Origin of the sequence: Paenibacillus sp. VTT E-133280, from assembly GCF_002264385.1 — a bacterium.
GTDB classification, from domain to species: domain Bacteria; phylum Bacillota; class Bacilli; order Paenibacillales; family Paenibacillaceae; genus Paenibacillus_AQ; species Paenibacillus_AQ nitricinens.
Window position 1 is genome coordinate 128,633 of record NZ_NFUX01000003.1, and the last position, 24,757, is coordinate 153,389.

13 protein-coding genes are annotated in these 24,757 nt (G+C 41.7%); 7 read left to right on the forward strand and 6 right to left on the reverse strand.

Annotation, left to right across the window (positions count from 1 at the left end):
* Positions 1 to 96: 96 nt before the first annotated feature.
* Positions 97 to 318 carry a DUF3955 domain-containing protein gene (locus CA600_RS02470; protein WP_094868754.1) on the reverse strand — a complete coding sequence of 74 codons (222 nt, stop codon included), beginning with the start codon at positions 316 to 318 and terminating at the stop codon, positions 97 to 99.
* 349 nt (positions 319 to 667) lie between these two features.
* Between CA600_RS02470 and CA600_RS02475 the strand changes: the two genes are divergently transcribed.
* The 7 genes from CA600_RS02475 to CA600_RS02510 all read left to right on the forward strand — a co-directional run bounded on the left by CA600_RS02475 (position 668) and on the right by CA600_RS02510 (position 17,691).
* Positions 668 to 2,230, forward strand: coding sequence for a response regulator transcription factor (locus tag CA600_RS02475; RefSeq protein ID WP_094868755.1), 1,563 nt, complete (start codon positions 668 to 670; stop codon positions 2,228 to 2,230).
* Positions 2,223 to 4,019, forward strand: coding sequence for a sensor histidine kinase (locus CA600_RS02480; protein ID WP_094868756.1), 1,797 nt, complete (start codon positions 2,223 to 2,225; stop codon positions 4,017 to 4,019). The genes CA600_RS02475 and CA600_RS02480 overlap by 8 nt, the downstream gene beginning before the upstream one ends.
* A gap of 165 nt (positions 4,020 to 4,184) precedes the next feature.
* A complete protein-coding gene (locus tag CA600_RS02490) occupies positions 4,185 to 5,495 on the forward strand; it encodes an ABC transporter substrate-binding protein (RefSeq protein ID WP_094868758.1) in 1,311 nt (436 codons plus the stop codon).
* A 228-nt stretch (positions 5,496 to 5,723) separates the two neighbouring features.
* A complete protein-coding gene (locus tag CA600_RS02495; RefSeq protein ID WP_256989697.1) occupies positions 5,724 to 6,536 on the forward strand; it encodes a carbohydrate ABC transporter permease in 813 nt (270 codons plus the stop codon).
* Positions 6,536 to 7,357, forward strand: coding sequence for a carbohydrate ABC transporter permease (locus CA600_RS02500; protein WP_094868759.1), 822 nt, complete (start codon positions 6,536 to 6,538; stop codon positions 7,355 to 7,357). Before CA600_RS02495 ends, CA600_RS02500 begins: the two co-directional genes overlap by 1 nt.
* Positions 7,358 to 7,395: 38 nt before the next feature.
* On the forward strand, positions 7,396 to 10,464 hold the full coding sequence (locus CA600_RS02505) for a glycoside hydrolase family 2 TIM barrel-domain containing protein (RefSeq protein WP_094868760.1): 3,069 nt from the start codon (positions 7,396 to 7,398) through the stop codon (positions 10,462 to 10,464).
* 210 nt (positions 10,465 to 10,674) lie between these two features.
* Entirely contained in the window at positions 10,675 to 17,691 is a 7,017-nt protein-coding gene (locus CA600_RS02510; RefSeq protein WP_094868761.1) for a discoidin domain-containing protein, read from the forward strand.
* Positions 17,692 to 17,771: 80 nt separating this feature from the next.
* Here CA600_RS02510 and CA600_RS02515 read toward each other — a convergent pair whose 3' ends face one another.
* The 5 genes from CA600_RS02515 to CA600_RS02535 form a co-directional block, all read right to left on the reverse strand.
* Positions 17,772 to 19,025, reverse strand: a complete 1,254-nt coding sequence (locus tag CA600_RS02515) for a sensor histidine kinase (protein ID WP_094868762.1) — start codon at positions 19,023 to 19,025, stop codon at positions 17,772 to 17,774.
* A 142-nt stretch (positions 19,026 to 19,167) separates the two neighbouring features.
* Positions 19,168 to 20,334: a Ger(x)C family spore germination protein gene (locus tag CA600_RS02520; RefSeq protein ID WP_094868763.1), complete on the reverse strand. Its 1,167-nt coding sequence runs from the start codon at positions 20,332 to 20,334 to the stop codon at positions 19,168 to 19,170.
* Entirely contained in the window at positions 20,331 to 21,788 is a 1,458-nt protein-coding gene (locus tag CA600_RS02525; protein ID WP_094868764.1) for a spore germination protein, read from the reverse strand. Before CA600_RS02525 ends, CA600_RS02520 begins: the two co-directional genes overlap by 4 nt.
* A complete protein-coding gene (locus CA600_RS02530; protein ID WP_094868765.1) occupies positions 21,785 to 22,879 on the reverse strand; it encodes a GerAB/ArcD/ProY family transporter in 1,095 nt (364 codons plus the stop codon). The genes CA600_RS02525 and CA600_RS02530 overlap by 4 nt, the downstream gene beginning before the upstream one ends.
* Before the next feature lie 122 nt (positions 22,880 to 23,001).
* A complete protein-coding gene (locus CA600_RS02535) occupies positions 23,002 to 24,753 on the reverse strand; it encodes an ABC transporter substrate-binding protein (RefSeq protein ID WP_094868766.1) in 1,752 nt (583 codons plus the stop codon).
* Positions 24,754 to 24,757 lie beyond the last annotated feature (4 nt).

Here is a 24,757-nt window from a genome sequence, read left to right on the forward strand (position 1 = left end):
GTCAAATTTAAAATGAACATCTAACGCAGAAGAAGCCGCGAAATATTGCGGCTTCTTTCTTTTTGCTATAACCGTTAATGTCCCGACACAACGCTATTACGAAATTTTTTTTCTATTATTGACGACTGACCCGAGACCTACGAATAGGAATGCTACAATACTGCAGAGAAAAAATAGGTAACTAAGCGGAATTAAGAAAAAAACCGGCTCATGCAAGATTCCATCCGGTCCCACGCTTGAACCGACCATACGTGAGATCATTAAACTGATGATGCTTAATAATAATGGTGAAGCTGCTAATAGATATTTCTTTTTCATATGACATTCTCCTTTTCTTAATAACCCTATAATACACAAATCAAACTCGTAAATCAATATTAATTTATTGATAATCGATATATCATTATTGTGATTCAAATGAATTAACTTGTGCTTAGAATTTGATTTGAAAAAGGGGACTTGACCATAATTGCTGGCGAGGACTATTATTTGGTTTAAACAAATTCATGTAAGTCTCAAGGCTTTTTTGTATAGGAGGTCGCTCCAAGTAGGATGGATTGAACAGTAACAGATAAATAGAAAACGGTTACATCCAATGCTTCGATAGAATGAAGGAACGGCGTTCTGATCATTGGTATGACTTTTTAACAGCTGCAAGGGGGCAGATATGAAACCAATATTTAAGATTATGATTGTGGATGACGAAATGCTGGTTAGACAGGGAATTAAACATCTTTGGGATTGGGAACAAGAAGGGTATCGAATCGTCGGTGAGGCCTCTAACGGTCTTGAAGCACTAAATATGATCGACGAGGTCAGTCCTCATATCATACTTACAGATATCGTAATGCCTGTTATGGGCGGTGAGAAACTGGTCAAGATTGTAAAGGAGAAGTACCCTCACATTGAAATCATCGTCTTAAGCAGTTTCAGTGAATACGATTACGTTCGATCCACATTTCAGAGTGGTGTTGCGGACTACATTCTAAAGCCTAAGCTAGAAGCCGATTACCTGTTGTCTATCTTAAATAAAGTTACTGCCAAAATGACAGGAATGAAGACGACTGATCAAGGTTCCAATGCTGGGGAAAAACAGCTTTTGCTAGTCATCGAGAAGCTAATGACAGGTTATGAGTCTATGGTTGAGCCCACATTGCTTCAATCGATGTTTCCTTACAGACAGTTCGCGTTTTTCGGAACGGATATGAGACATATTAAAGACTCTAGTGATAAGTTAACGTTCGCAAATGAAATCGAAAGAGGAATACAAAAGTTAGCTTTGGACGATGTTGTGTTTATTCGGCTAAAGTTTGTCAACGATTCGGTTATTTATTTACTTAATGCTAATCCGGAGCCATGGGACGAACTTGTAATTGAGCTTAGATACCTGGTCTCCGAAATGGTGCAAGGGGCAAGAGAATCGCATTTTATTATTAGTCAGAGCTTTATGGAATTTAAAAGACTTGGTGAGATTTACCGTGACAATTATTTAAAGCTTGCACGTTACAGTTTCTATTTGCCGGAACGAAACCTAATAGAAAATGATCATTTACCGGGTCTTCCAGGGGCGTACCAAGAATTAGACATCGGAGAATTAATGGAACAGCTTAGACGTAAGCAATACCAGAAGGCATTCACAGCTTTTCTTGAAAATGTTCATCTGCGTTCGATGGATTATCGCATCGACATTTTCGAATTCAAATCGTTATTGGGGAACTTTATATTCAACGTAGCGACCACACTTGGAAAAATGAAGTATGAAATCGGTGGGCTGGAGGAAGCTAAATACGATTACTTCCGAAGAATAGATGAAGCGTTGTATGCAGGGGATGCAATAGCTGTTGCTGAAGCGTTCATTCGAGAAGTTGAGCGCACTATAGGAGAGACGAATACATCAGTTAATCCAAATATGACAATGCTAATTGATTATATTCAGGAACATTATGCAGATCCAATCACGCTTACAGAGGTAGCGAAGCAGTTCCATTTTAACGCTTCTTATCTATCCAGCTATTTTACTGCTCATAATGGTGAAGGGTTTAGTGAGTACTTAAACAAAGTTCGATTGGAAAAAGCTATGGAGCTACTTGAGACAACAGAACATTCTATTTCCGATATCAGTGCCAGCGTGGGTTATTCAGATCAGAGTTATTTTACCAAGGTATTTAAAAAGCAGACGGGCATTTCTCCAAGCCGGTACCGGAGACGGGATGTAGAGGAGCATGATTAAAAACATCAAGAATAAGATTAGAAAGCAGGGGCTATTCCTCAAGTTATTTCTCGTTACACTTATTAGCATCGTTACAGTATCGCTCCTGACGTTGTCTATTACCATCAGCATGTCAGAAAAATTATTTCTGCAGACCTTCAGCATAACCAACGGTAAACTTCTGAACCAGATGAAGACAAACCTGGAATCTTACAACAATGTTGTAGCCACTGGTGCCACTATGATGGCTCAGAATGAAGCCATTCGAAACTACTTATCTAGCGGAGAGACGGACACAGTAAACCTCGCCATCAAAACATATCAAATGACAGAAGGCATGCGGGCAATACGTTCTAACCTCAGTGCTTTTGATGTTGGGATCATGATTGTGGGCGTGAATGGCAGGAGTTATTCAACTGATCCTTGGTATTGGTCCATTTCCGCCGAGGAACTGAAGGATCATCCGATTACGAAGGAGACCAAAGCCCATCCTGAGCAAATCTTGTACCAGCTCGATCTAAGGGATAATAAAGCGAACGGAAAAGAACCTATGTTGGTGGCTTCCAAAGCTTTATTTGATCATTCGACTGGTAGAATCTATGGCACCATGTACGTAGCCATTAGTGATCGCGATTTCAAGCCCTTTTATGCTAACTTTACGAGTGAAGGTAATGATGTTGTACTGCTAAATGAGAAGGGGTTAATTGTATCCAGTAGCAAGACTGAGATGATTGGGGTCCTCGATAAGCAATTGCTGCAAGAAGTGCAAGGTGGCGGAAAAGATGGTGAATCCACCTATTTTATGGGGAATGAACGAATTGTGTTTTCTGAATACTTACCTGAATTTGATTTTTATTTGGTGAATCTCATCGATAAGAACGCCGTGATCGGACAGATGGTAAATGCCAAAGCAGTAACCTTGACGATCATGGCTATCGTTGCGATATCGCTTATTATTGTATTTTTAATTACCCGAACAATGACGAAGTCTCTACGTGTTCTCGTTGAACAGATGTCTAGTATCCCTACAGGTGAGTTTGATAATCATGTAGATGTCGCCAATAGTAGTTATGAAGTTAAGGAGCTGGGAAGCGCCTTCAATTTTATGCTTGATTCACTACAAGATTATGTTGATCGATTGATGGAGACCCAGAAGCAGCAGCGTAATGCAGAGCTCGCCGCTCTTCAAATGCAGATCAATCCCCATTTCTTATACAATACGCTGGCTTCAATCAAATTTTTGGTGCAGCAGGGTGACAAGGAAAAAGCAGCTGGAACGATAAACGCTCTAATCTCACTTCTGCAGAATACAGTCAGTGATGTTCACTCTACCATACCTGTTCGTCAAGAATTAGAGTCGCTGGAGCATTATGTATACATCAATCATGTAAGGTATGGTGAGAAGATCCGTGTGAATTTCTTTGTGGAGCCCGAGAGCTTGGATTATCATATGCCGAAGCTAATTCTTCAACCTTTTATAGAGAATGCATTCTTCCATGCATTCAATCTTAAAGATGAGGGAAGGATTCTCATCATGATTGCCGTTCAGGAAGATCAACTTGTATGTGAAGTTGTAGATAATGGCGATGGGATGGATCTTGATCCGGATTTGATGAAGGAGGAGCAGCTACCAGCATCGAAGCATAAACGTCAATTGTTCTCCGGGATCGGTATACGAAATGTAGATGACAGAATCAAATTGTTGTACGGAGAGAGCTACGGGATTAACATTTCAAGTAAACGGCATGAAGGTACGAACATCAAGATTACGCTTCCATTGGTGAATGCCAAAGATTTTACAAGAACCTAAAAATAATACCAGAGTCGATAAGCGTGACACAACAGGACCCAATAATAACACCAAAGCTAATAAAGATACTGCCAAAGAAAACGGATACAAGATGATAAGATGGAAGCGTACTCAGGAAAACGCTTCCATCTTTATTATTTTACAGATTATAAGGGGGTTTACGTAGTGAAGAAATTATTATCCGTAATGCTGGCTAGTGTGGTTCTACTGTCGGCATGTTCCACAGGTGGAACAAAAAATGAAACGAGCAACTCTGGTAACTCCGGAGCCGAAGGTAGCAGCAAGCCAAAAGAGATTACAGTTTGGGCTTGGGACCCGGCGTTTAACATTGCTGCTATGAATGTTGCCAAAGATGCTTATGCAAAAGTTAATCCGGACGTAACGGTTAACGTTGTTGAGAACGCGCAAGCTGATATCGTTCAAAAGCTGAATACAGGATTAAACTCTGGTTCCACAAAGGGTTTGCCTAACATTGTATTGATCGAAGATTATCGTGCTCAGAGCTTCTTACAAGCGTATCCGGATTCTTTTTATGAATTGACGGATGTTGTAAAGGCAGCTGACTTTGCGGATTATAAGATTGGCCCTACCAGTGTAGAAGGCAAACAATACGGTGTTCCGTTTGACTCCGGCGTAACTGGTATGTATATACGGACAGATTATCTCGAGCAAGCAGGCTACAGCCTGGATGCATTACAGGATATCGACTGGAAGCAATATATCGAGATCGGTAAAGCTGTAAAAGAGAAAACCGGCAAAAGCATGCTAACACTTGATCCAAACGATCTTGGACTTATTCGAGTGATGATTCAATCGACGGGCGCATGGTATACCGGAGATGATGGTCAGACACCGACCATAGAAGGCAACCCTGCTTTGAAAGAGGCACTGGTAATATACAAAGAAATGATGGATTCCGGTATTGTAAAAGTGATTTCAGACTGGAGCCAGTTTGTAGGCGCATTCAATGGCGGGGAAGTGGCTAGTGTACCTACAGGTAACTGGATTACACCTTCGATTAAAGCAGAAGCTTCCCAATCTGGTAAATGGGCAGTAGCTCCACTGCCTAAGTTAGGTGCAACTGAAGGCTCTGTCCACGCATCCAACCTTGGAGGCAGTTCCTGGTACGTCATGAATGTAGATGGCAAAGAAGCAGCAGCAGAGTTCCTATCTAAGACTTTTGCCTCTGATGCTGAGCTGTATCAGACGTTAAATACTAAAGTAGGTGTTATCGGCACCTTGAAAGCTGCGGCGAGCGGCGAAGCATACTCAGCTGCGGATGAATTTTTCAAAGGCCAAAAGGTCGTATCAGACTTTGCAGCATGGACCGAGCAAATTCCTAACGTCAACTATGGCATGAACACTTACGCCATCGAGGACATTATGGTTGTAGCAGTACAATCTTATCTAGGTGGCAAAGATGTAGATACTGTTCTGAAAGATGCGCAGAAGCAAGCGGACACTCAAATTCGATAATCGCACTTAGGCTGTACAACCGATGCCCTTGCTCCTTCTTCTCCTGTAAATTGGATTTCTACAGAAGGATAGGTAGCAGGGGCTTTCATCTCTAATATATAAGACAGAAGGGTGCGGAGTGGAGTGGAAACTATAAAGACAGGGTTAAGCCCGCAAAAACATAAGCGTTCAAAAGGGTCACGGCAGATCCATCTGACTGGCTGGTTATTCGTCCTTGTGCCGGTCATTATGATCAGTATTTTCTATTTTTATCCAATGATCCAAGCTTTAATTCTATCTTTTAAGACGGGTAGAGGTAGCAATCTTCATTTTACCGGGTTTGATAATTATATTCGACTGTTTAGCGATACCACGTTTCTTACAGCAGTCAAAAACACATTTATTTACTTGATTATTCAGGTCCCAGTGATGCTGATATTGGCGCTCTTCATCGCCGTCCTGCTAAATGATGAAAGACTGAAATTCAAGGGATTTTTCAGAACGGCCATATTTCTGCCGACGGTAACCTCGCTTGTAGCATATTCCGTTGTTTTCAAGTACATGTTTGGAGCCGAAGGAATCATCAATAAGTCTCTAGTGAGTTTACATCTAATCAGCGAACCGATTCAATGGATTACAGACCCCTTCTGGGCCAAAGTTACGATCATCATTGCCATCACTTGGCGCTTTACTGGCTATAATATGATTTTCTATTTATCATCCCTGCAAAATGTAGACAAATCTATTTATGAAGCAGCTCACATTGATGGCGCCAGTGCATTTACTCAGTTTTTCAAAATTACAATTCCTCTATTGAAGCCGATTATTTTGTTTACGACGATAACATCGACCATTGGAACCCTTCAGTTGTTTGATGAGGTGGTTAACATCACGAAAGGTGGACCCGGCAATGCAACCATGTCGATTTCCCAATATATTTATAACCTTTCTTTTGAATACACCCCTGACTTTGGATACGCTGCAACCGTCTCCTACTCGATTGTTGTAATGGTACTCATTCTGACGCTAATTCAGAACAAAGTAGGAGGAGACAAGAGATAATGAAAACTAAACGCATGTTTACTTACCTATTTCTAATCATCGCTGCGCTGATCTCTATCTTTCCATTTATCTGGATGGTTATTAGTGCCACGAATCAGTCGGTTGATGTAACTAAAGGGACATTACTGCCAGGTGCGCATCTCTTTAAAAATATTGACAATCTGTTCAATTCCGTGGATATGTGGCAAGCCCTTTGGAACTCCGCAAAAATCTCAGTGGTGACTACTGTGCTTTCATTGCTGGTTGCATCGGCGGCTGGATATGGTTTTGAAATGTACCGCAGCCGGAGTAAAGACATCGTATTTAATATTTTGCTAGCTTCAATGATGATTCCATTTGCGGCGATCATGGTACCTCTATTTCAAATGTTCGCCAAAGTATCAAGCGTTGTCCCATTTCTTGGCATTGATACAGCAGCAGCAGTTATTCTGCCAACATTTACAACAGCATTCCTAATTTTCTTTTTCCGTCAAAACACAAAAATGTTTCCTAAGGAAATGATGGAGGCCGGTCGCATCGATGGCTTATCTGAATTCGGTTTATTCTTCCGCATTTATATGCCGACGATGAAATCAACTTACGCTGCCGCTGCGATTATCACATTCTTAAACAGCTGGAACAATTATCTGTGGCCGCTGATCGTATTGCAATCGCAAGAAAATATGACCGTGCCACTCTTAATCTCAAATCTTGGATCGGGTTATGCGCCTGACTATGGTCTAATTATGTCCGCGATTGTCATTACGACGCTGCCGACTGCACTTGTATTCTTCATGATGCAAAAACAATTTGTGGCTGGAATGACGGGTTCAGTTAAATAAGTTAGCGATCATTTTACAGCAGAAGGAGGAAAATTTAGATGAAGCAGCAGGTTGAACGGGGCGTCGCTCCAAGTCTGGAATGGTTGTCAGACCCTTCCATTTATGCAGTAGGCAGAACACACGCGCACTCCGATCATCGGTATTACGAGACGGAACTTGAAGCTGAAGGACTCGGAGAAATGCATTGGCGCTATAGCCTGAACGGAAGCTGGAAATTTAGCTATGCTCACAATGCTATGGAACGACAGGCGCATTTTTATAAGGAGAACGTGTCCTGTAGAGGATGGGATGATATTGAGGTTCCTGGGCATATCCAGCTTCAGGGCTTTGGGCAGCCTCAGTACGTGAATACGATGTATCCATGGGATGGTCATGAGCATCTTAGACCTCCGATGATATCCGAAGATCACAATCCAGTAGGCAGCTATGTGAAATATTTTGAAGTGCCTGCGGGCTGGGAGCAACGTCCAGTGTATATCTCTTTTCAGGGAGTTGAATCTGCTTTTTATATCTGGCTAAATGGGGAATTTATTGGCTATAGCGAGGATAGCTTTACGCCTAGTGAATTTGATCTGACACCGTACTTGACGGCAGGTGAGAATAAGCTTGCGGTTGAGGTGTATCAGCGCAGTACCGGAAGTTGGTTGGAGGATCAGGATTTCTGGCGCTTTTCCGGAATTTTTCGTGACGTGTATCTATACACTGTGCCGAATGTTCATGTGCGGGATCTCCACGTTCAAACTGATCTGGATGAGAATTTTGAGCAGGGAACGCTGATAGCTGATTTGCAGATGATGGGTGGGCCAGCTTCGAAAGTTCTTTTAGAGCTTAAGGATAAAGCAGGAAATCTTGTAGTTCGTGGTGAGACAGGTGTTTCAGGTGATAGTGTTTCGCTGATGCTTGAAGCATCAAAGGTTCATCTGTGGAGTGCAGAAGATCCCCATTTGTATACCCTTTACGTATCTGTCTTCAACTTATCTGGGGATCTTGTAGAAGTCGTGCCGCAAAAGGTTGGTTTTCGAAAATTCGAGATGATAGATAAGATTATGCATCTAAATGGTAAACGTATTGTATTCAAAGGTGTCAACCGGCACGAGTTTAATTCCCGTTTCGGTCGCAGCATTACGAAAGAAGATATGTTATGGGATATAAAGACTTTGAAACAGGCGAATATCAACGCTGTACGGACGTCGCACTATCCAAATGAAACACTCTGGTACGAACTGTGTGATGAATACGGTGTGTATGTTATTGACGAGATGAATTTAGAGTCGCATGGATCATGGCAAAAAATGGGCATTGTAGAACCGTCTTGGAACATACCGGGCAGTAAGCCTGAATGGCAGGATATCGTAATGGATCGTGCGATTTCCATGGTGGAGAGAGATAAGAACCATCCATCGATTCTGATTTGGTCCTGTGGCAACGAGTCTTTTGCCGGAGAAGTCATCCGGAATGTAGCGAATTATTTTCGAGAGAAGGACACTACGCGGTTGGTTCATTACGAAGGGGTGTTCCATAACCGGGATTATGATGATGCGAGTGATATGGAAAGCAGGATGTATGCGAAAGCAGCAGATATTGAAATGTATTTAAAAGATAATCCATTAAAGCCATATATTAGCTGTGAGTACATGCATGCGATGGGTAATTCTGTCGGAGGATTGCATAAATACACAGAGCTAGAGCAGAAGTATCCAATGTACCAGGGTGGATTTATCTGGGACTTCATGGATCAGGTTATTGTAAAAAATGATCGATATGGCAAGCCCTACATGGCTTATGGTGGAGACTTTGATGACCGCTCAACCGATTATAACTTCTCCGGAAACGGAATTGTGTATGCGGATCGGAGATGGTCTCCGAAAATGCAAGAAGTGAAATTTCTGTATCAGAACGTCAAACTGTCCCCGGATTGCCACGGCGTTACCATCAGAAATGAGAATTTATTTGTTAACTTGGATGCGTATAAATTGAACTATTGTCTGAATTATGAGGGCAGGGAATTCCATCATGGTATTGTATACGTCCAGGTGAAACCCGGAGAAGAAAGTTATGTAGAACTTGATTTACCAGAGACTAATCAGTCTGGTGAGTATAGTTTAGATGTTTCTCTCGTGCTCAAGGAAGATTCATTATGGGCGAACGCTGGTTATGAAATCGCTTTTGGACAGCATGTTTTTCAAGTGGAGAGCACATTGACTGATATGAACTCCATCCATCCTAAGGTAACTCCTGCCCTGAATGATTTTCGCGTAGTTGAAGGGGATGTAAATATTGGCGTTCACGGTCGTGACTTCTCCGTAATGTTCTCGAAGCAGGCTGGTACATTAATCTCCGTTAAATATTCAGGAAGAGAAATGATCTCTTCGCCGCCGGCACCGCTCTTCTGGAGAGCGATGACAGATAACGACAAGGGTGCGGGAATGCATTTCGACTCTTCCGCTTGGTATGCAGCAAGTTTGAGCCGAAGAACCTTAAGCTTCGAGCTTATGGAAGAAGAAGACCAAGCGACTGTGACCTATGTATATAAACTGAGTGTGTCAGAGGGAGTGCGAGTAAGTGTGACATACACGGTGTTCTCCGATGGGAGCATAAAGGTGAAATCAAGCTACTATGGAGAGCCGGGTTTACCGAAGTTTCCCCTCTTTGCTTTAACCTTTAAGGTACCAGCGGATTATTACCAGCTAAATTGGTATGCGAATGGACCAGAAGAAAATTATATTGACCGTTCCTTTGGCGCGAGATTGTGTCGCTTTCAGAATCATGCGGTGGACAATGTATCGTCCTATTTGGTACCGCAGGAATCGGGCAACCGTACAGGTGTACGCGAAGTATCGATAACCAACGATCTTGGTCAAGGGATTATAATATCCTCACCAGTCTCAGCCCCTGTTGAAGCCAACATATCGCCATATTCGGCAATGGAGCTGGAGAGTGCGACGCATCAATATGAGCTGCCGAACATTCATCATACCGTTGTTACGATTGCCGGTCGGCAAATGGGCGTTGGCGGTGATGACAGCTGGGGAGCGCCAGTTCTTGATGAATATCTAATTGATCCATCAAAAGATTTGGATTTTGAATTTACAATTCGTAGAGCATAATTAGAGACGGATAGCAGTTGCCTCAATGGATAAGGTTGGGGCAACCAAATCCTATTTGTGAGTGATAGAATAGTTGATTTATGCATGTTTGTAACCGTTTACATTCTATGAAGGAGGTGTGTGGAATCTAAAAAATAGTTTGCAAGGTTGATCGGAAGATAGTTACGAAGTGGTTTCTATGATTATTTTTATGAGAAGGGGGTAATTTGGATGATCACTACAGCTAAACGAAGGTTATTTATTTCTTTTCTTTCTATTTCTTTGGTTGTACCTATGTTTATGGGTTTAACAGGCCAGAAGGTAGATGCAGCGAATACTACGATTAAACTAGATCCAAACCATATGCAGCAATCTTGGGAAGGATGGGGAACCTCACTTGCTTGGTTCGGTAATATCACTGGCGGTTGGAACGATAAAGTCAAAGAAGCAATGGCTGATGCACTATATTCTCCAGACGGATTAAACTTTAATATTGCCAGATATAATATAGGCGGCGGAGAGAATCCTGCTTACAATTCGATGCGCCAAGGAGGGGATGTGCCCGGATTCTCGCCATCACCTGGAGTATTTGATTGGGCCCAAGATGCTAATCAGCGTTGGTGGCTGCAGGCGGTTAAAGAACGAGGCGCCAATATTCTGGAAGCATTCTCAAATTCTGCGCCGTATTATATGACGGTCAGTGGAAGTACGACTGGTCATTGGGAGTCGTCGAAAGACAATTTGAAACCGGATGAGTACGAAAATTTTGCTAACTATTTGACAGAAGTGGTTAAGCATTTTAAAGAAGAATGGAATGTCGATTTCAATTATCTTTCACCAGTGAATGAACCAAGTACGAATTATTGGGGATTTGGAGGAGGGCAAGAGGGTTCCCATTGGGATGTTGCTTCCCAAATGAAGATCATTAATGCAACACGCGCTAAATTGGATGCAGCTAATCTACAATCTGTACAAATTGCTGCCATGGATGAATCCATCCTGGATACCTTTGTTAGTAACTGGAATTCTTATGATGAGACAACAAAAAGTAATATTGGTAAAATGAATACCCACTCCTACGGTGGGTCAAAGCGTGCCGAGATTAGAGATGCCGCCAAAGAAGCAGGCAAGACGTTATGGATGTCTGAAGTAGACTTAGGTCCTTCTGGGATTGCGCACGATCACGATGATTTCGAGCCAGCACTAGCATTGGCAGAAAGAATTATGACAGACATTACTTGGTTAGAGCCTAAGGCTTGGATTACTTGGCAAGCGTTTGAAAGCGAGAAGAACATGCAGAAGGATAAGGAGAACATGAACTGGGGTCTCCTTCACGCGGATTTCGACACGCAAGAATGGTGGTATACGAAGAAGTATTACGCCATGCAGCAATTCAGCAAATTTATTCCACAGGGCTCCAACTTCATTGGGGACAATGATGATAACACCTTAGCTGCATATGATCCTTCAACTAATAAAGTTCATATTGTATATAGAAATCCAAATGTAACCAGTCAAAATATTTCTTTAGATTTGTCACAGTTCGATACGGTCACTGGGGATGCAACGCCTTATGTTTCTTCCGCGACTGAGAATGTCGTACAAAAGGGCAAAATTCCTGTTTTGGATAAAATGCTGCAAGCGACGGTTAGCGCGAAATCCATTACAACTTTCGTAATTGATGGAGCTTCTTTTACAAGCAACTTACTTATTCCTCAAAACGATATGACGGTAACCGCAAGTAGTGCTCAGTCTGGTGAAGAAGCTGAAAGAACATTGGATGGGAATAATTGGACGATTTGGCACACAACATGGGAACCTTATAATGCGGGACCGCATTCGATTACTTATGATCTTGGAGCGCAATATGATGATGTCTACAAGCTGAGCTATTTGCCTCGGCAAGATAAAGATGAGAACGGTATCGTAACGAAGTTTACCATTGAAGTTAGTTTGGATGGCGATAACTTCACACCGGTTGCGATAGGAACCTGGAAGAACGATAAATCTGAAAAAACTGCAACGTTTTCTTCGCGAAAAGCGAAGTTTGTAAGGCTAAAGGTAGATGAAAGTAATGGGTCTGGAGCAAAGTACGCGTCGGCTGCAGAGATAAATATTATGAGAAAGTCCAATTTCACAGTTGATACGACTCTACTCGCTAATGCAATTTCTAGAGCAGAAGACTATATCTCAGCTAATAACGTAAATGTAAATGTATCGCATTTGCAAGATTTGGTGGATGAAGCCAAAGTTGTTCAAAAGAACACTTTAGTAACACAGGAAGAGATCATACAAATCGTTTACAAGCTGAACGTTGAATATAGCGTTTTAGGCCAAGGTCTTATCCCACAAAGCCAGATGAAGGCAACGTCTGACAATTCCGCATCTGAGGATGGACCGGAGAAAACTATTGATGGCGATATTTTGACTAAATGGCATACAGCATATAACAACGAATATTCTACACTTCCGCATTCCATTACTTATAATCTCGGTAAAGCATATAACAGTATCTATAAACTTCAATATTTGCCACGACAGGATGCGGACTGGAATGGTGTAATCACTAAGTTCGAAGTTTCTGTAAGTGACGATGGTGATAAATTCACCAAAGTAGTTGCAAAAGGAACTTGGAATGCCGATAAGACAGAGAAAACAGCAACCTTTAATGCACAGGGTGCTAAATATGTTAGATTTACTGCACTTGAATCGAGAAGCGATGCAGGTAAGCAATATGCATCTGCTGCAGAGATCAATATTTTTAACAAGCAGGGATATAAAGTGGATTTCTCCAGCTTAGACAGCGCAATTCAAGCTGCAGAGAAGTTCAAATCAAATTCTGAGAAAGATGAGTCTTACTTCAAGAATCTGGACGCGATTCTTATTCAAGCTGATACTTTGCTGAAGAGCGCATCAGCGACTCAAGAAGAGATCGTGAAATTTGCCAGTCTTATCTTCACTGAAATATCCAATATTCAAAACAGTAATCAAAATATTAAGGGAATGAGCCTTTTCTATACACCAGAAGCCTATCATGCGAATCCAGCTAGTCTAATGGTAGATAACGATATTTCGACCTTTTACGAATCTAACTGGGATAAGAATGGACGGAAATACAAATCGGGCGATTATATCGTTATAGATCTGGGAGAGAGCGTTCCTGACGTTGGGAAGGTGCTTGTTACACCAAGACTAGACAAGGCGAATGGCCGCATCAAACAGTTCAAAATCTATTACAGCAATGCGAACCTGAAGAATTTACCTGCTGACGCTGTCGGTACGCAAGCTTATTTGGACGACAATTTTAAATTTGCAGCAAATGGCTCTTTTGATGACTATAGCTCGAGTGTTCAATCTGCAACAATCAAATCAGTTGAAGCTCGATATATTGCGATTCAGGCTATAACTACTGGCGGTGACGGTAACACACTCAGTACAGCAGAAATTGCAGTAAGTCAAAAACAAACAGCGACTTTTGATACTAGTAAACTACAAGCAGCAATCGATCACTTGCTTACATTGTCATCTATTAGTCCAAAGGTGGAAGCTGCGATAGAAAAGCAAATCACAACGATGGGTGATCTTAGTGATTTAACCGAAGAAAGCATTTCGCATTACACCAAGCAGATAAACGATTTATATAACGTCTATTTGACTGTAAATAATAGAAGTTCCATTAAGAGCGGTGAAGTATGGCTGGATACGGAAGGTGTGCCGATTCAAGCGCATGGCGGAGGTATTCTGTATAACGAAAAGAACAAGACATATTACTGGTACGGTGAAGACAAGACGGAAGGTTATCTTCCTACTGGAGTTCACGCATATTCGTCTAAAGATTTGTACAAATGGCAAAATGAAGGCATCGTATTGCCTGTCTTCAATAACCCTCAACTTGGCGAAGATGTAGTGACGGCTGGAAATGATCTTCCATTATATCTGGATGAAAATTCTGAAACGTACAAGAATAGCGGGGTACCATATGATCCGGATAGGAAAGTAGAAATTAAAAATAAAGATGAAGATTACACAGGTAACATGAAAGCGCCGAACAATACACTCAGTAAGCACAATTCACCGGCTCGAATCGCTGAGTTAAATGCGCTGTATGTGAATTATTCGAATGAAGAGAAGCAAAAGATGTATAAAAATTTCAACTGGGATAAGGTTGTCGAGCGTCCTAAAGTCGTCTACAACAAGAAGAACAACACTTATGTAATGTGGTGGCATCAAGACGGGCCGATTGCTGGTGAATATTGGACAGCAGAAGGTGGTGTTGCTGTCAGCGATTCGCCGACGGGACCATTCAAATATCTTGGCACATCCCGATTGCCAAATGTAGGTGATAAAGATGGCAATGAAGGAATGCTTCGAGATATGACCTTGTATGTCGATGAAGATGGCAATGAAGCAACGCATGATAAAGCCTACTTGGTTTATTCTTCCGAAGAAAATGTAACGACCGTGATCATGATGTTGAATGATGATTACACAGGTCCAGCTCAGAATGAGAAGGGTGAAACCTTAGAAGGAACTCACTATGTGAGAGCATTTAGCTACAAGAGAGAAGCGCCAGCTATTTTCAAACAAGACGGTGCTTATTATATGATTTCGTCCGGCTTGACCGGTTGGAACCCTAATCGGGCCGAATACCACGTCTCCACTCAAGGAATGTTTGGACCGTGGGAATATAAAGGCGATCCTATGGTTAACGACTATGATGGTACTACCTTCAGAAGTCAAAGCACATTTGTACTGCCTTATCGGGATGGTAATGGCGCTCTCGTGCCGAATAAATTTATCTTTATGGCCGATCGCTGGTACCCGAATAATCTGAGTGATTCCAGATATGTTTGGCTTCCGCTCGAACTCGATAATGAGAATCGCAGAGTTGCGATAAGTTGGCAAGATGAGTGGAAAGTTTCCCAACTCAATACCGGTACGACTATTAACTTCAACAGTAATGGAGGAAGTTCGATTTCTTCCTTGTATGGGGCTGAAGTCGGAACGAAAATCACTGCACCTGCAGAACCGACTCGGGAAGGATTTAAGTTTGTAAATTGGTATAAAGACGAAGCACTAAGTACAGTATGGGATTTCACTATTGATACGGTCCCAACAAATGATATTACTCTTTATGCGAAATGGGTGCGTGTAGCCGCACCAGTGATTACAAATATCATGCCAGTCAATGTAGCTACGGTGACCGGAATTCCACCAGTGCTGCCAACAGTCGTAACGGCTGTGTACAGCGATGGAACAACCCAAGATAAATCAGTTGTATGGGGCGTAATCGATCCTTCACAGTATGCCGAAGCGGGTAGCTTTAGCGTGCGTGGAGTGGTAGACGGCACGGTGATTCCAGCTGTTGCGAATGTAATCGTAAGTGAGGATGTTTATAGAGCACAACTTGCAGCGCGTATCGCAGATGCTCAAGCCATTCATGATGTAGCCTTGGAAGGAATGGACGTCAGTCAGTATCCGATTGGATCAAAACAGAAATTATTGGATTCGATCATGGAAGCACAGCAAGTGCTTGACAATGATTCAGCTACCCAGACTGAGTTAGAACAAGCAACATTGGATTTAAATTCAGATCTTCAAGTATTCGAGGCATCAAAGAATCAACATGTAAAAGTACAATCCATCTCGATTACGAGCGCATCGTCGTCCATTGAAGTGACGAAAGGAACGCTGCAGTTACAAGCGGAAGTCCAACCGGCTAATGCTACGAACAAAACCGTTACGTGGGCGGTCTATGAAGCAGATGGAAAAACTGTAGCGGATAAAGCAATCATCAATACAAACGGGTTGTTGACGGCTGCGAAGAACGGCGTTGTGAAAGTCGTTGCAGCATCCGTTGATAACACCACAGTTTACGGAATAAAAGAGATTATGATAAGCGGTCAAAATGACAGCCCAGAGCCTACTCTAAGCCCAGGAACAAATCCAGGCAACCCAACGACATCAACGAGTTCTACACCTACACCATCGACCCCTCCTACAAAAGAAGATCCACATCGTTATGTGCCAACTGGTATAGAACTACAAAATGAAAATGCACAGAACGGAACAACGAGCCTGACCATTAACATTGATAAGGAAGCTTTAGCGAAGAAATTAGAAGCACTTAACCAAGCAACAGGAAGTCCTAATCTTGACATCGAGATTCCGGGAATGATTTCATGGAATGCAGTCAATCTGCCATTGGATGTCTTGTACAACAGTATGAAAGCGAATAAGGACACAATCATAACACTAAGAGGCCATTTAGGCAGTTATGAACTTCCGCTTGCCAGTCTAAATCGTGAAGAACTTGAGAAAGCAGCTAAAGTTACGGGTGCAACTTTGATCATTCGAATGGATCAAGCGACTTCACAGCATGAGCAGAAGTTTGAACAATCCAAATTAGAACAAGGATTGAAGCGGGTAAGTGACATCATCGCGTACAAAGTCATTCTAAAATCGAATGATAAAGAAGAAGAGCTTCAACGCTTTGGAAATCCGTTTATGACACATGTCATAAATATGGATGGCGTTACTCAAGATCCAGCGACTGCGACCGCTGTTATATTTGATCCGATTACAGGACAAATGCGCTTCGTGCCATCGGTGTTCACCGTGAAGAACGGTAAGACTGAAGTCTCCATATTCAGTCAAGCAAATGGCGTATACGCGATCGTTCAGAACAAGAAAACATTCGATGATATGATGGGACATTGGGCACTAAAGGATGTTGAGACCTTAGCCTCTAAACTGATCATTAACGGAATGTCAGACCGGACGTTTGCACCAGCAGGCCAAGTTACACGTGCTCAATTTGCAGCACTACTGGTAAGAGGACTAGGGTTATCGACAGAGTCGCTATCGAATGTGTTTGCAGATGTTAATACAACTGCGTGGTATGCACAGGATGTGAACACAGCAGCAAAACTAGGTTTGGTTCAAGGCGTTGGTGAAGCGAAATTCAGTCCGGATTCACGAATTACGAGAGAGCAAATGGTCGTGATGATCATGAACGCTGTTCAGCTTGTGCAAGGAGAGCATAGAGCAGAAGCTCAATTGCGCACTCCATTTACCGATCAAGCTAGCATCTCAGGTTACGCTACCCAAGCAGTAACAGAAGCAGCAGCCAAAGGAATTATCAAAGGTAAAACAGAAACAACATTTGCTCCGCAAGATGCAGCAACACGTGCTGAGGCAGCGGTGATGATTAAACAAATTTTACAATACTTGAATTTTATGAACTAAATGATTCAGCGGGATGCTCGGTTCAAACGCTAAGTTTGAGCTGAGCGTCTTTTTTGCTTTGTTGGAACATTTTTCCGATATTAATTAGTCAAAGGTAAAGTGAGAATGAATTCAGTTCCTTCTCCTGATTTACTTCGTACAGTTACATCACCGTTCATCGAACGGATGAATTGATAAGAAAGGGTAAGTCCTAATCCTGTTCCTTTGCTTTTAGTTGAAAAATAAATGATTCCAAGTCGCTCCATCTGCTCGTTGCTCATCCCGACTCCATCATCAATGATTGTTATTTTTGCATATTCGGATTGACGTTCGATACGAATGTTTACATTACCTGTTGCGAGAACAGCGCAAGCTTCAATCGCGTTTTTTATAAAATTAATGAACAGTTGTTTGATTTCAGTAGGATTTGCAGAGATATATAGTTTATCCTCCAAATGTTGCATTTCCAAAGAGACGTTATTCATAATGGCGTACGGGGTCATAATCTCTACAATCGAGTTGATCTGCTGCACAAGTTCAATTTTCTCTACCACTGCATGATTTGGTTTAGCTATCGAAAGATACTCAGAAAGAATAACCTCAGTCCGCTTAATTTCTTCAAGACAAATAGCAATATATTTCTGACTCTTTTCTCTGGTGATAGAATCGTCCTTTAATAATTTCAAGAAACCCATAACGGCTGTAAGTGGATTACGGACTTCATGGGCTAGTGAAGCGGCTACATGAGCAATCGTTTCAGATTTTTCACTTTGTAGATACCTCAAATACAATTCCTTATCAGATACTGCTTTATTAAAAAGAGAAATCAATATCCAAATTCCAAGGAAATTTAGTACTGGCATCACCAGGATGTTAAACTTTAAATGCTGAATCGAATATTGATATTCCGTTACAAACATCGTAGCTATAGGAATGACGGAAAAGCTAAAACCTGCAACGAATGTAATAAGTTTTCGGTATTCGGAACGGCGACGGTATACGTTGGATAAAAGCGCAGATAAGCTAAAGGTGATGGAAAGAATAATGATCGCTGAAAATAGTCCCTGCCCACCTATAAGCAGGCGATAGGTTAAAAATTCAACGAGAAGAAAAACTCCAGTAGTCATACCACCATACACCATTCCGAAAAACATGATCACATAACGAATGTCGAATATAATTCCATCCTCCACAGTAAATGGAAATGACATCGACATGAAAAGACAAATCATACAGGTTATGGTAATGAATTGCCTTGAATAATTTTCAGCTTTGTCACGATAGTAGATGGTATAAAGGACAAAGGGGGTTAGGGCAAACAGTAATTGTAACAAAAAATCCTTTATATACAGCATCTTAGCCCTCCCACCAGTTTAAAAAGAATTTGATATATTGTTAATTCGTTGTGACAATGATTTCCTCCTTCTGAGGGGGAAGCTAATGAAAGAAAAGAGGCCAATGAACAACCTTTGATAATCAAAAGTTGTTCGTCAGCCTCTAGTGCCTAAACTTATAAGAATATTCATTTTCAATTTTAGATATCCCACCACTGGTCAGATTCACTCTGATATCAATCTTTTCGATGCTGCTTGAATCGAGCGGTAAGATTCCCTTATCATTCAGTTTGTTCCACTCCTTTGGAAGGCTACGATAGAATATGCCTGAGAGTCCATATACATCGGCATTTATTTCTAAACCTTTCAAGTAAGTTTCCCTAATCTGATCGTCAATTACTTTTATTGCTTTCAGTTCAAGATCATCTCGATTAAGGTTTGCGCTCAACTCCGGAAGTGTGCCCTGCATAGACACTTTAATATCGAAGACAGGTTTGCCATTCTTCATCTTGGGACGAATAGAGAATTTAACTTTGTTCATGACGATCACAGCTAATACTTTTTTGTCATCTTTGATTACCACTGGCGTTCTTTGTGTCTTTTTTTCCAGCCATCGAACTCCTAAAATATCTTTAGACTTCAAGCATCCACGGAATTGATCATTTTGCAGAAAACAGATCCCTGTCATGCTAATATTGGGAGAAGGCGCTTGGTTATTGGTCCAGTCTGGCGCAATCTTAAGATAAGGCAATAGCACCGTTTCGGCCTTCTCTCTCCATTTCCATATAAATTTGTACAGATATAGCGGAGCGATAATCGAGCTCTGTTCATAGGTTCGCATGGGACTGTTAAGTTGTGAGTAAATCACCGATAGATCAGCGATTGAAGAGGTATTCAGCACCTTTTCCATGGGTTCGTTGGTCGCCATAGTCCAAACGGTGTAACGAAATTCATAATAACGATCCCATACATCTAATACTTGATTGATGACGCTAGTTTTCTTTAGCGCTGCTTCACTAAATACGATCGTTTTCACATTGCTCCAGACAATTCTTTGTGGACTAGTAGCATATAAATTGAATATCGCATTATCAAACGAATCACCATCGGCTTTTCCAATGAAAGTTTTTTGTTCCTGGCTCTGACCCGCCTCTTTCTTCGCAATACCACTAAAGTTAACCATTTGAATATAAACAACGACTTTGTTATCTACATAATCGACTCCTAATGTATTCACATAGATCATATGCTCAATTTCTTTTGATCCCCAACAACCTGTAAGCAGCGTGGAGAGCAGAGCGGTCATAAGTATGCATCGGATCAATTTCATGATCGATCTCGTCCTTTAGTTCCCGTATTGTCTGTAAATTTCCCTTTTCCCCACGGCATTCTGAAAATAACTTTATAAAAATCCTTCAAGTGAAGCGGGGATAAAGGGGAAAGATAGTAGGTGCCGAAAGAACGTAAATTGACCATAAAGAGCACCAGCGAAAGCAGACATGTCATTGTACCAAACAATCCTAGAAACCCACTGATAAAGAGTACAATAATTCGAAGCAAGCTAACGACGCTAACTAATGACTGGTTCACCAATGTAAAGGTAGCTAATACTGAAATGGCTATAACCACAATCGTACCTGGGCCTGCAATGCCGGCACTAATGGCTGCCTGACCGATAATTAAACCTCCAACTACCGATAAGGTCTGGCCATAAGCGGTAGGTAATCTCATCCCGGCTTCTCGAAAAATCTCAAATAAAATGAGCATCACAATTGCTTCCAGAGGAGCCGGAAGAGGTACGCCTTGTCTCGAATTCACTAATGTTGCAAGCAGTGTAAAGGGAATTTGATCTTGGTGAAACGTAGTAAGCGCAATCCAAAAGCCCGGTAAAAACAGGGAAAGCATCACACCTAGGACTCTTAATAACCTAGTAAAAGCAACAAAGATATTTACCATATGTGCATCTTCCGAAGTATTCAATAAGAAGCTAAAGCTCACTGGCGCAATAATTACAGTAGGTGAACCATTCGTTAACAGCACGAATTTTCCATGAAGAATTGAATTCGCTGCATAGTCAGGTCTGCCCGTATATGAGAATAATGGAAAGAATGAAAATCTAGTCAAACTTTCTTCAAGCTGGGTACTACTTACCAATCCTTGGATTTGAATGCTGTTTAGTTTTGACTTGATTTCATTAAGTACATGAGGCTTAATCGTTTCCTTGAGATATAAAAGATGAACTTCAGTCGAGGTTTGGGTTCCAATCGTGAATTCTTCAACCGCTAATAATTCGGTCTTGAGCCTTTTTCGAATAAGGGCAATATTGGTAAATGATTCTTCCGTAAAGCCATCCTTAGGCCCCCGTGTGGACACTTCCGTATTTGGTTCCTCAGGTTGTCGTTTAGGAGGATCAGCTAATTTCACGAGATAACTTTGATTTGATGGCGTAAATAGAAGGAAAAGATCACCACTCAGCACAGTGTCAATCATTGAATTTTCAATTTCAATTTCACTTGATGGAAGGGTGGTCATGTGAAACGGAACCTTTTGCATGAGATCGAGTTCATGGGATGTGAGGATAGATTCCGGAATCTTTTTTAATTCGGGTATGATGTATTCTTCTACTTTGATTTCGTCGCACAACCCCTGGCAATAAACCAGTTGAACGGCATTGTCAGAGTCAGACAAAGAGAGAGTCAGTCTCTTAATGTCTGAGCTTGAACCAAATATTCGTGAGAACATATTCTCGAACGTATTTAACTCCTTTTGCTCAGGCTCTTTCATGATGTTACTTTCCCCTTTCGTTGAGCCAAGCTAATCAGCCCTGCAATAATTACAGAAAAAGCGAGTACGCCCCATAAAGAAAAGGGAAGTACATAATGAGCTAACATGCTCAGAAAAAATTGATCACTAAAAGGTATGGCTGTGAACACTACAATAGTTAAAGAAATGCTCCCAAGAACCAACATTTTCACTTTTTTACTTTGAATTTGGAGTATATCGAGAATAAGGAACATGGTTAAGGAAATTCTCAGAAAAGCACCACTGAACCATTGATAAACGCTAAAAAAGTCCAGATGCTCAATATATCGTCCAATCGTTAGTAATCTCCATTCTTCATACGCGGGAAATCTGAGTTTATCAGCCTCATCCGGACCGAATTCAACAATTGCACCAATAATCGGTCCCATCGTTAGGCCTAAGATAAGCAGGATCATGATCATAAACGATAGATATGACAATCGTGATTTGATGTGGTGTTGCATAAAGAAAAGCATGATGACCTCAACAAAACCTGCGCCTACGTACACTGTCCCATTCCAAACGGGCTGCATACCGTGCTCAAGCATCGGCCTTAACAAGGAATAATCTTTATGTGTTGTGTTAGAGATCATTATAAAAAAACCTAATATCACAACAAAAGGCAACAAAATACCAGCGGTGTTAGCGAGAGAGTGAATACCTAAATATGCATTTATTACGGAAATTAAAAGCAATATGAAAGTAAGGACCAGTATAGGTGTCTCTGGAGAGAAGGTTAAATGCACCCAGTAGACAGTGTCCCTAGTTGTAAGCATGCATAAGAGAAACAAATATACACAAGCGAATACCGAAAGAATATGGCTCACGATAGGAGGGTAAGCTTTTGCCAGCCAAGCGAAAAGATGTTGCTTTTTGATTTTGGTAGTACTAATGTGCAGGATAAAGATCCAAACTAGCGCACATGCCCCAGCAAGCAGCACTGAGATCCATGCGTCACGTTTTGCCGCGTCCAATAGGATGGGGATGATAATGACATGATTTAGAAGGCCTGTGCTCAGCATAATAATCATAATGGCTTGAATAAACGTAATATTTGTTTTGATTTTCCTCATCCTCCTAAATAAACCGGAACCGTCTACCTTATAATGCCATTCTTGGAGGTGATTTATTCTGGGAAGTTGAGTAGGGGGAAACGTAAAGAGCCGTGCGGACATCCGCACGACTCAGAGTATTTTTATTTATTACTCCATAAGGCAACACGATCCTGCACGTATTTGGTGTAACCTTTCTCCATTTTTTCTACGCCGGCTTTCTCTAAAGCTGCCATGTAGTCATCCCAGATTTTATCGAAATCTGCTGGTTTGGCAAGAATGGCTTCCGGAATACGTTTCCATGTAATATCTCTCATTTTGTTGCCTAGAATGGTGACCTCATCTTCACCTGGAATCGCGATATTCCATGCTGCACCATAGGCTTTTTCAATGAATTCTTCTTCTTTCGGAAATAGATCCTTCCAAGTTGTTGCCTTGTAGGCGGCTAAAGTTTCTTTCTCGACATCGCTATACCCAAGTACAAGTTGTTCGGGGAAGTTTTTAGTGTAATAATTACCACTTGCATCCTTAGCGCCGTCTCCGTAATGAACCATCATATTCCAGTAGAAGCCGATTCCGGTTTCCTTAGTGAAGGCTGTATTGTCATTGTTGATACGTTCTTGTACATCTGCTGGAACGACCCGTTTGCCGTTCTCCACCACATAATGCTTACCTTCAATTCCCCAATTGTTCAAGATTTGTCCTTCGTCAGAAGCGAGGAAATCAAGGAACTTAATTGTACGAATCGGGTCTGGGTTTGTGCTGGAGATCGAGATGCCATAGCCACCCATGAAGCCGGTAGGCCAGAAGCTAGTTTCCTTGTATTCTTTCGTTAAAGTTACCGGATAATGACCGTAAGTTTGTTCGAACTTGCCTGCCGTCTTCAACGCCTGCTGAGCATCATTGTAGTCCCAATCCTGGTCAATCAAACCTAGAACCCGTCCAGTGGCTACTTTAGCTTTGTATTGGTCATATTTTTGCACAAAGCTCTCTTTATCGAGCAAACCGATGTCATTCATATGATTCAGCCAGCGGAAATACTCTTTCTCCTCCGGACGACGGAAGTGGTAAATCGCCTCATGGGTCTCTTGATCAACATAATATTCTCCGTCATCCGAACCACCTGTCGTAGCAACAGCAGGGTTAGTGACAGAAATATACATATGCCAATCATCTGCGTTCAGAGAGACTCCAATGTTCTTATTGCCGTTTTCATCAGTTGGATGCTTCTCCAGATAGGCTTTAATTACATTCTCATAATCGGTGACTGTTCTGATTTCAGGGTATCCGGCTTCCTTCAAGACACGATGTTGAAGCTCAAAACCGCCGCCAGCCACAAATTTCTTCTCATCAACTGCCGCCCAGGTCGGAATGGCATAAATGGATTGGTCTTCATTCGTATATTTTGCCCGAGCAAGGTTGTCGCCGAGTACACGTTTAATATTAGGTGCATACTTGTCGATGAATTCGGTTAGATCGATGACTGCTCCAGCGTCTACAAGTTTACCGATATCCGCTTTGGCGGAGATAATATCCGGATAATCACCACCAGCAGCGATCAATGCGATTTTTTGTTGTGGATCACCTACCGCAAATTCAGCATCGAGTGTGACGCCTGTTTTCTCTGTAATCACTTTACTGATGTCGTCTTTCATATTGTTCCAGTTCGGATTTGGATCTTCTGCGAAGAAGGAGAGTGTCAGCGGGCTTAAATCTTCGGCTTGTGCAGTTGCTTCCGCGGTAGCTTCTGCAGTGGCACTGACTTCATTCGTAGATTTATTTTCTACGTTGTTATCTGCTGTTTTGTTACTTGATCCGCTACAACCTGCCAGTACACTGATCAGTAAAGTCATGACCATCCATATCACATGCGATTTTACTGTCTTTCTTGTCATGAAT

What these genes read in the sequence shown, in the direction of transcription:
- CA600_RS02470 (WP_094868754.1), bottom strand. Translation starts at nt 318, where the DNA reads ATGAAAAAGAAATATCTATTAGCAGCTTCACCATTATTATTAAGCATC.
- CA600_RS02475 (WP_094868755.1), top strand. Translation starts at nt 668, where the DNA reads ATGAAACCAATATTTAAGATTATGATTGTGGATGACGAAATGCTGGTT.
- CA600_RS02480 (WP_094868756.1), top strand. Translation starts at nt 2,223, where the DNA reads ATGATTAAAAACATCAAGAATAAGATTAGAAAGCAGGGGCTATTCCTC.
- CA600_RS02495 (WP_256989697.1), top strand. Translation starts at nt 5,724, where the DNA reads ATGATCAGTATTTTCTATTTTTATCCAATGATCCAAGCTTTAATTCTA.
- CA600_RS02500 (WP_094868759.1), top strand. Translation starts at nt 6,536, where the DNA reads ATGAAAACTAAACGCATGTTTACTTACCTATTTCTAATCATCGCTGCG.
- CA600_RS02505 (WP_094868760.1), top strand. Translation starts at nt 7,396, where the DNA reads ATGAAGCAGCAGGTTGAACGGGGCGTCGCTCCAAGTCTGGAATGGTTG.
- CA600_RS02510 (WP_094868761.1), top strand. Translation starts at nt 10,675, where the DNA reads ATGATCACTACAGCTAAACGAAGGTTATTTATTTCTTTTCTTTCTATT.
- CA600_RS02515 (WP_094868762.1), bottom strand. Translation starts at nt 19,025, where the DNA reads ATGCTGTATATAAAGGATTTTTTGTTACAATTACTGTTTGCCCTAACC.
- CA600_RS02520 (WP_094868763.1), bottom strand. Translation starts at nt 20,334, where the DNA reads ATGAAATTGATCCGATGCATACTTATGACCGCTCTGCTCTCCACGCTG.
- CA600_RS02525 (WP_094868764.1), bottom strand. Translation starts at nt 21,788, where the DNA reads ATGAAAGAGCCTGAGCAAAAGGAGTTAAATACGTTCGAGAATATGTTC.
- CA600_RS02530 (WP_094868765.1), bottom strand. Translation starts at nt 22,879, where the DNA reads ATGAGGAAAATCAAAACAAATATTACGTTTATTCAAGCCATTATGATT.
- CA600_RS02535 (WP_094868766.1), bottom strand. Translation starts at nt 24,753, where the DNA reads ATGACAAGAAAGACAGTAAAATCGCATGTGATATGGATGGTCATGACT.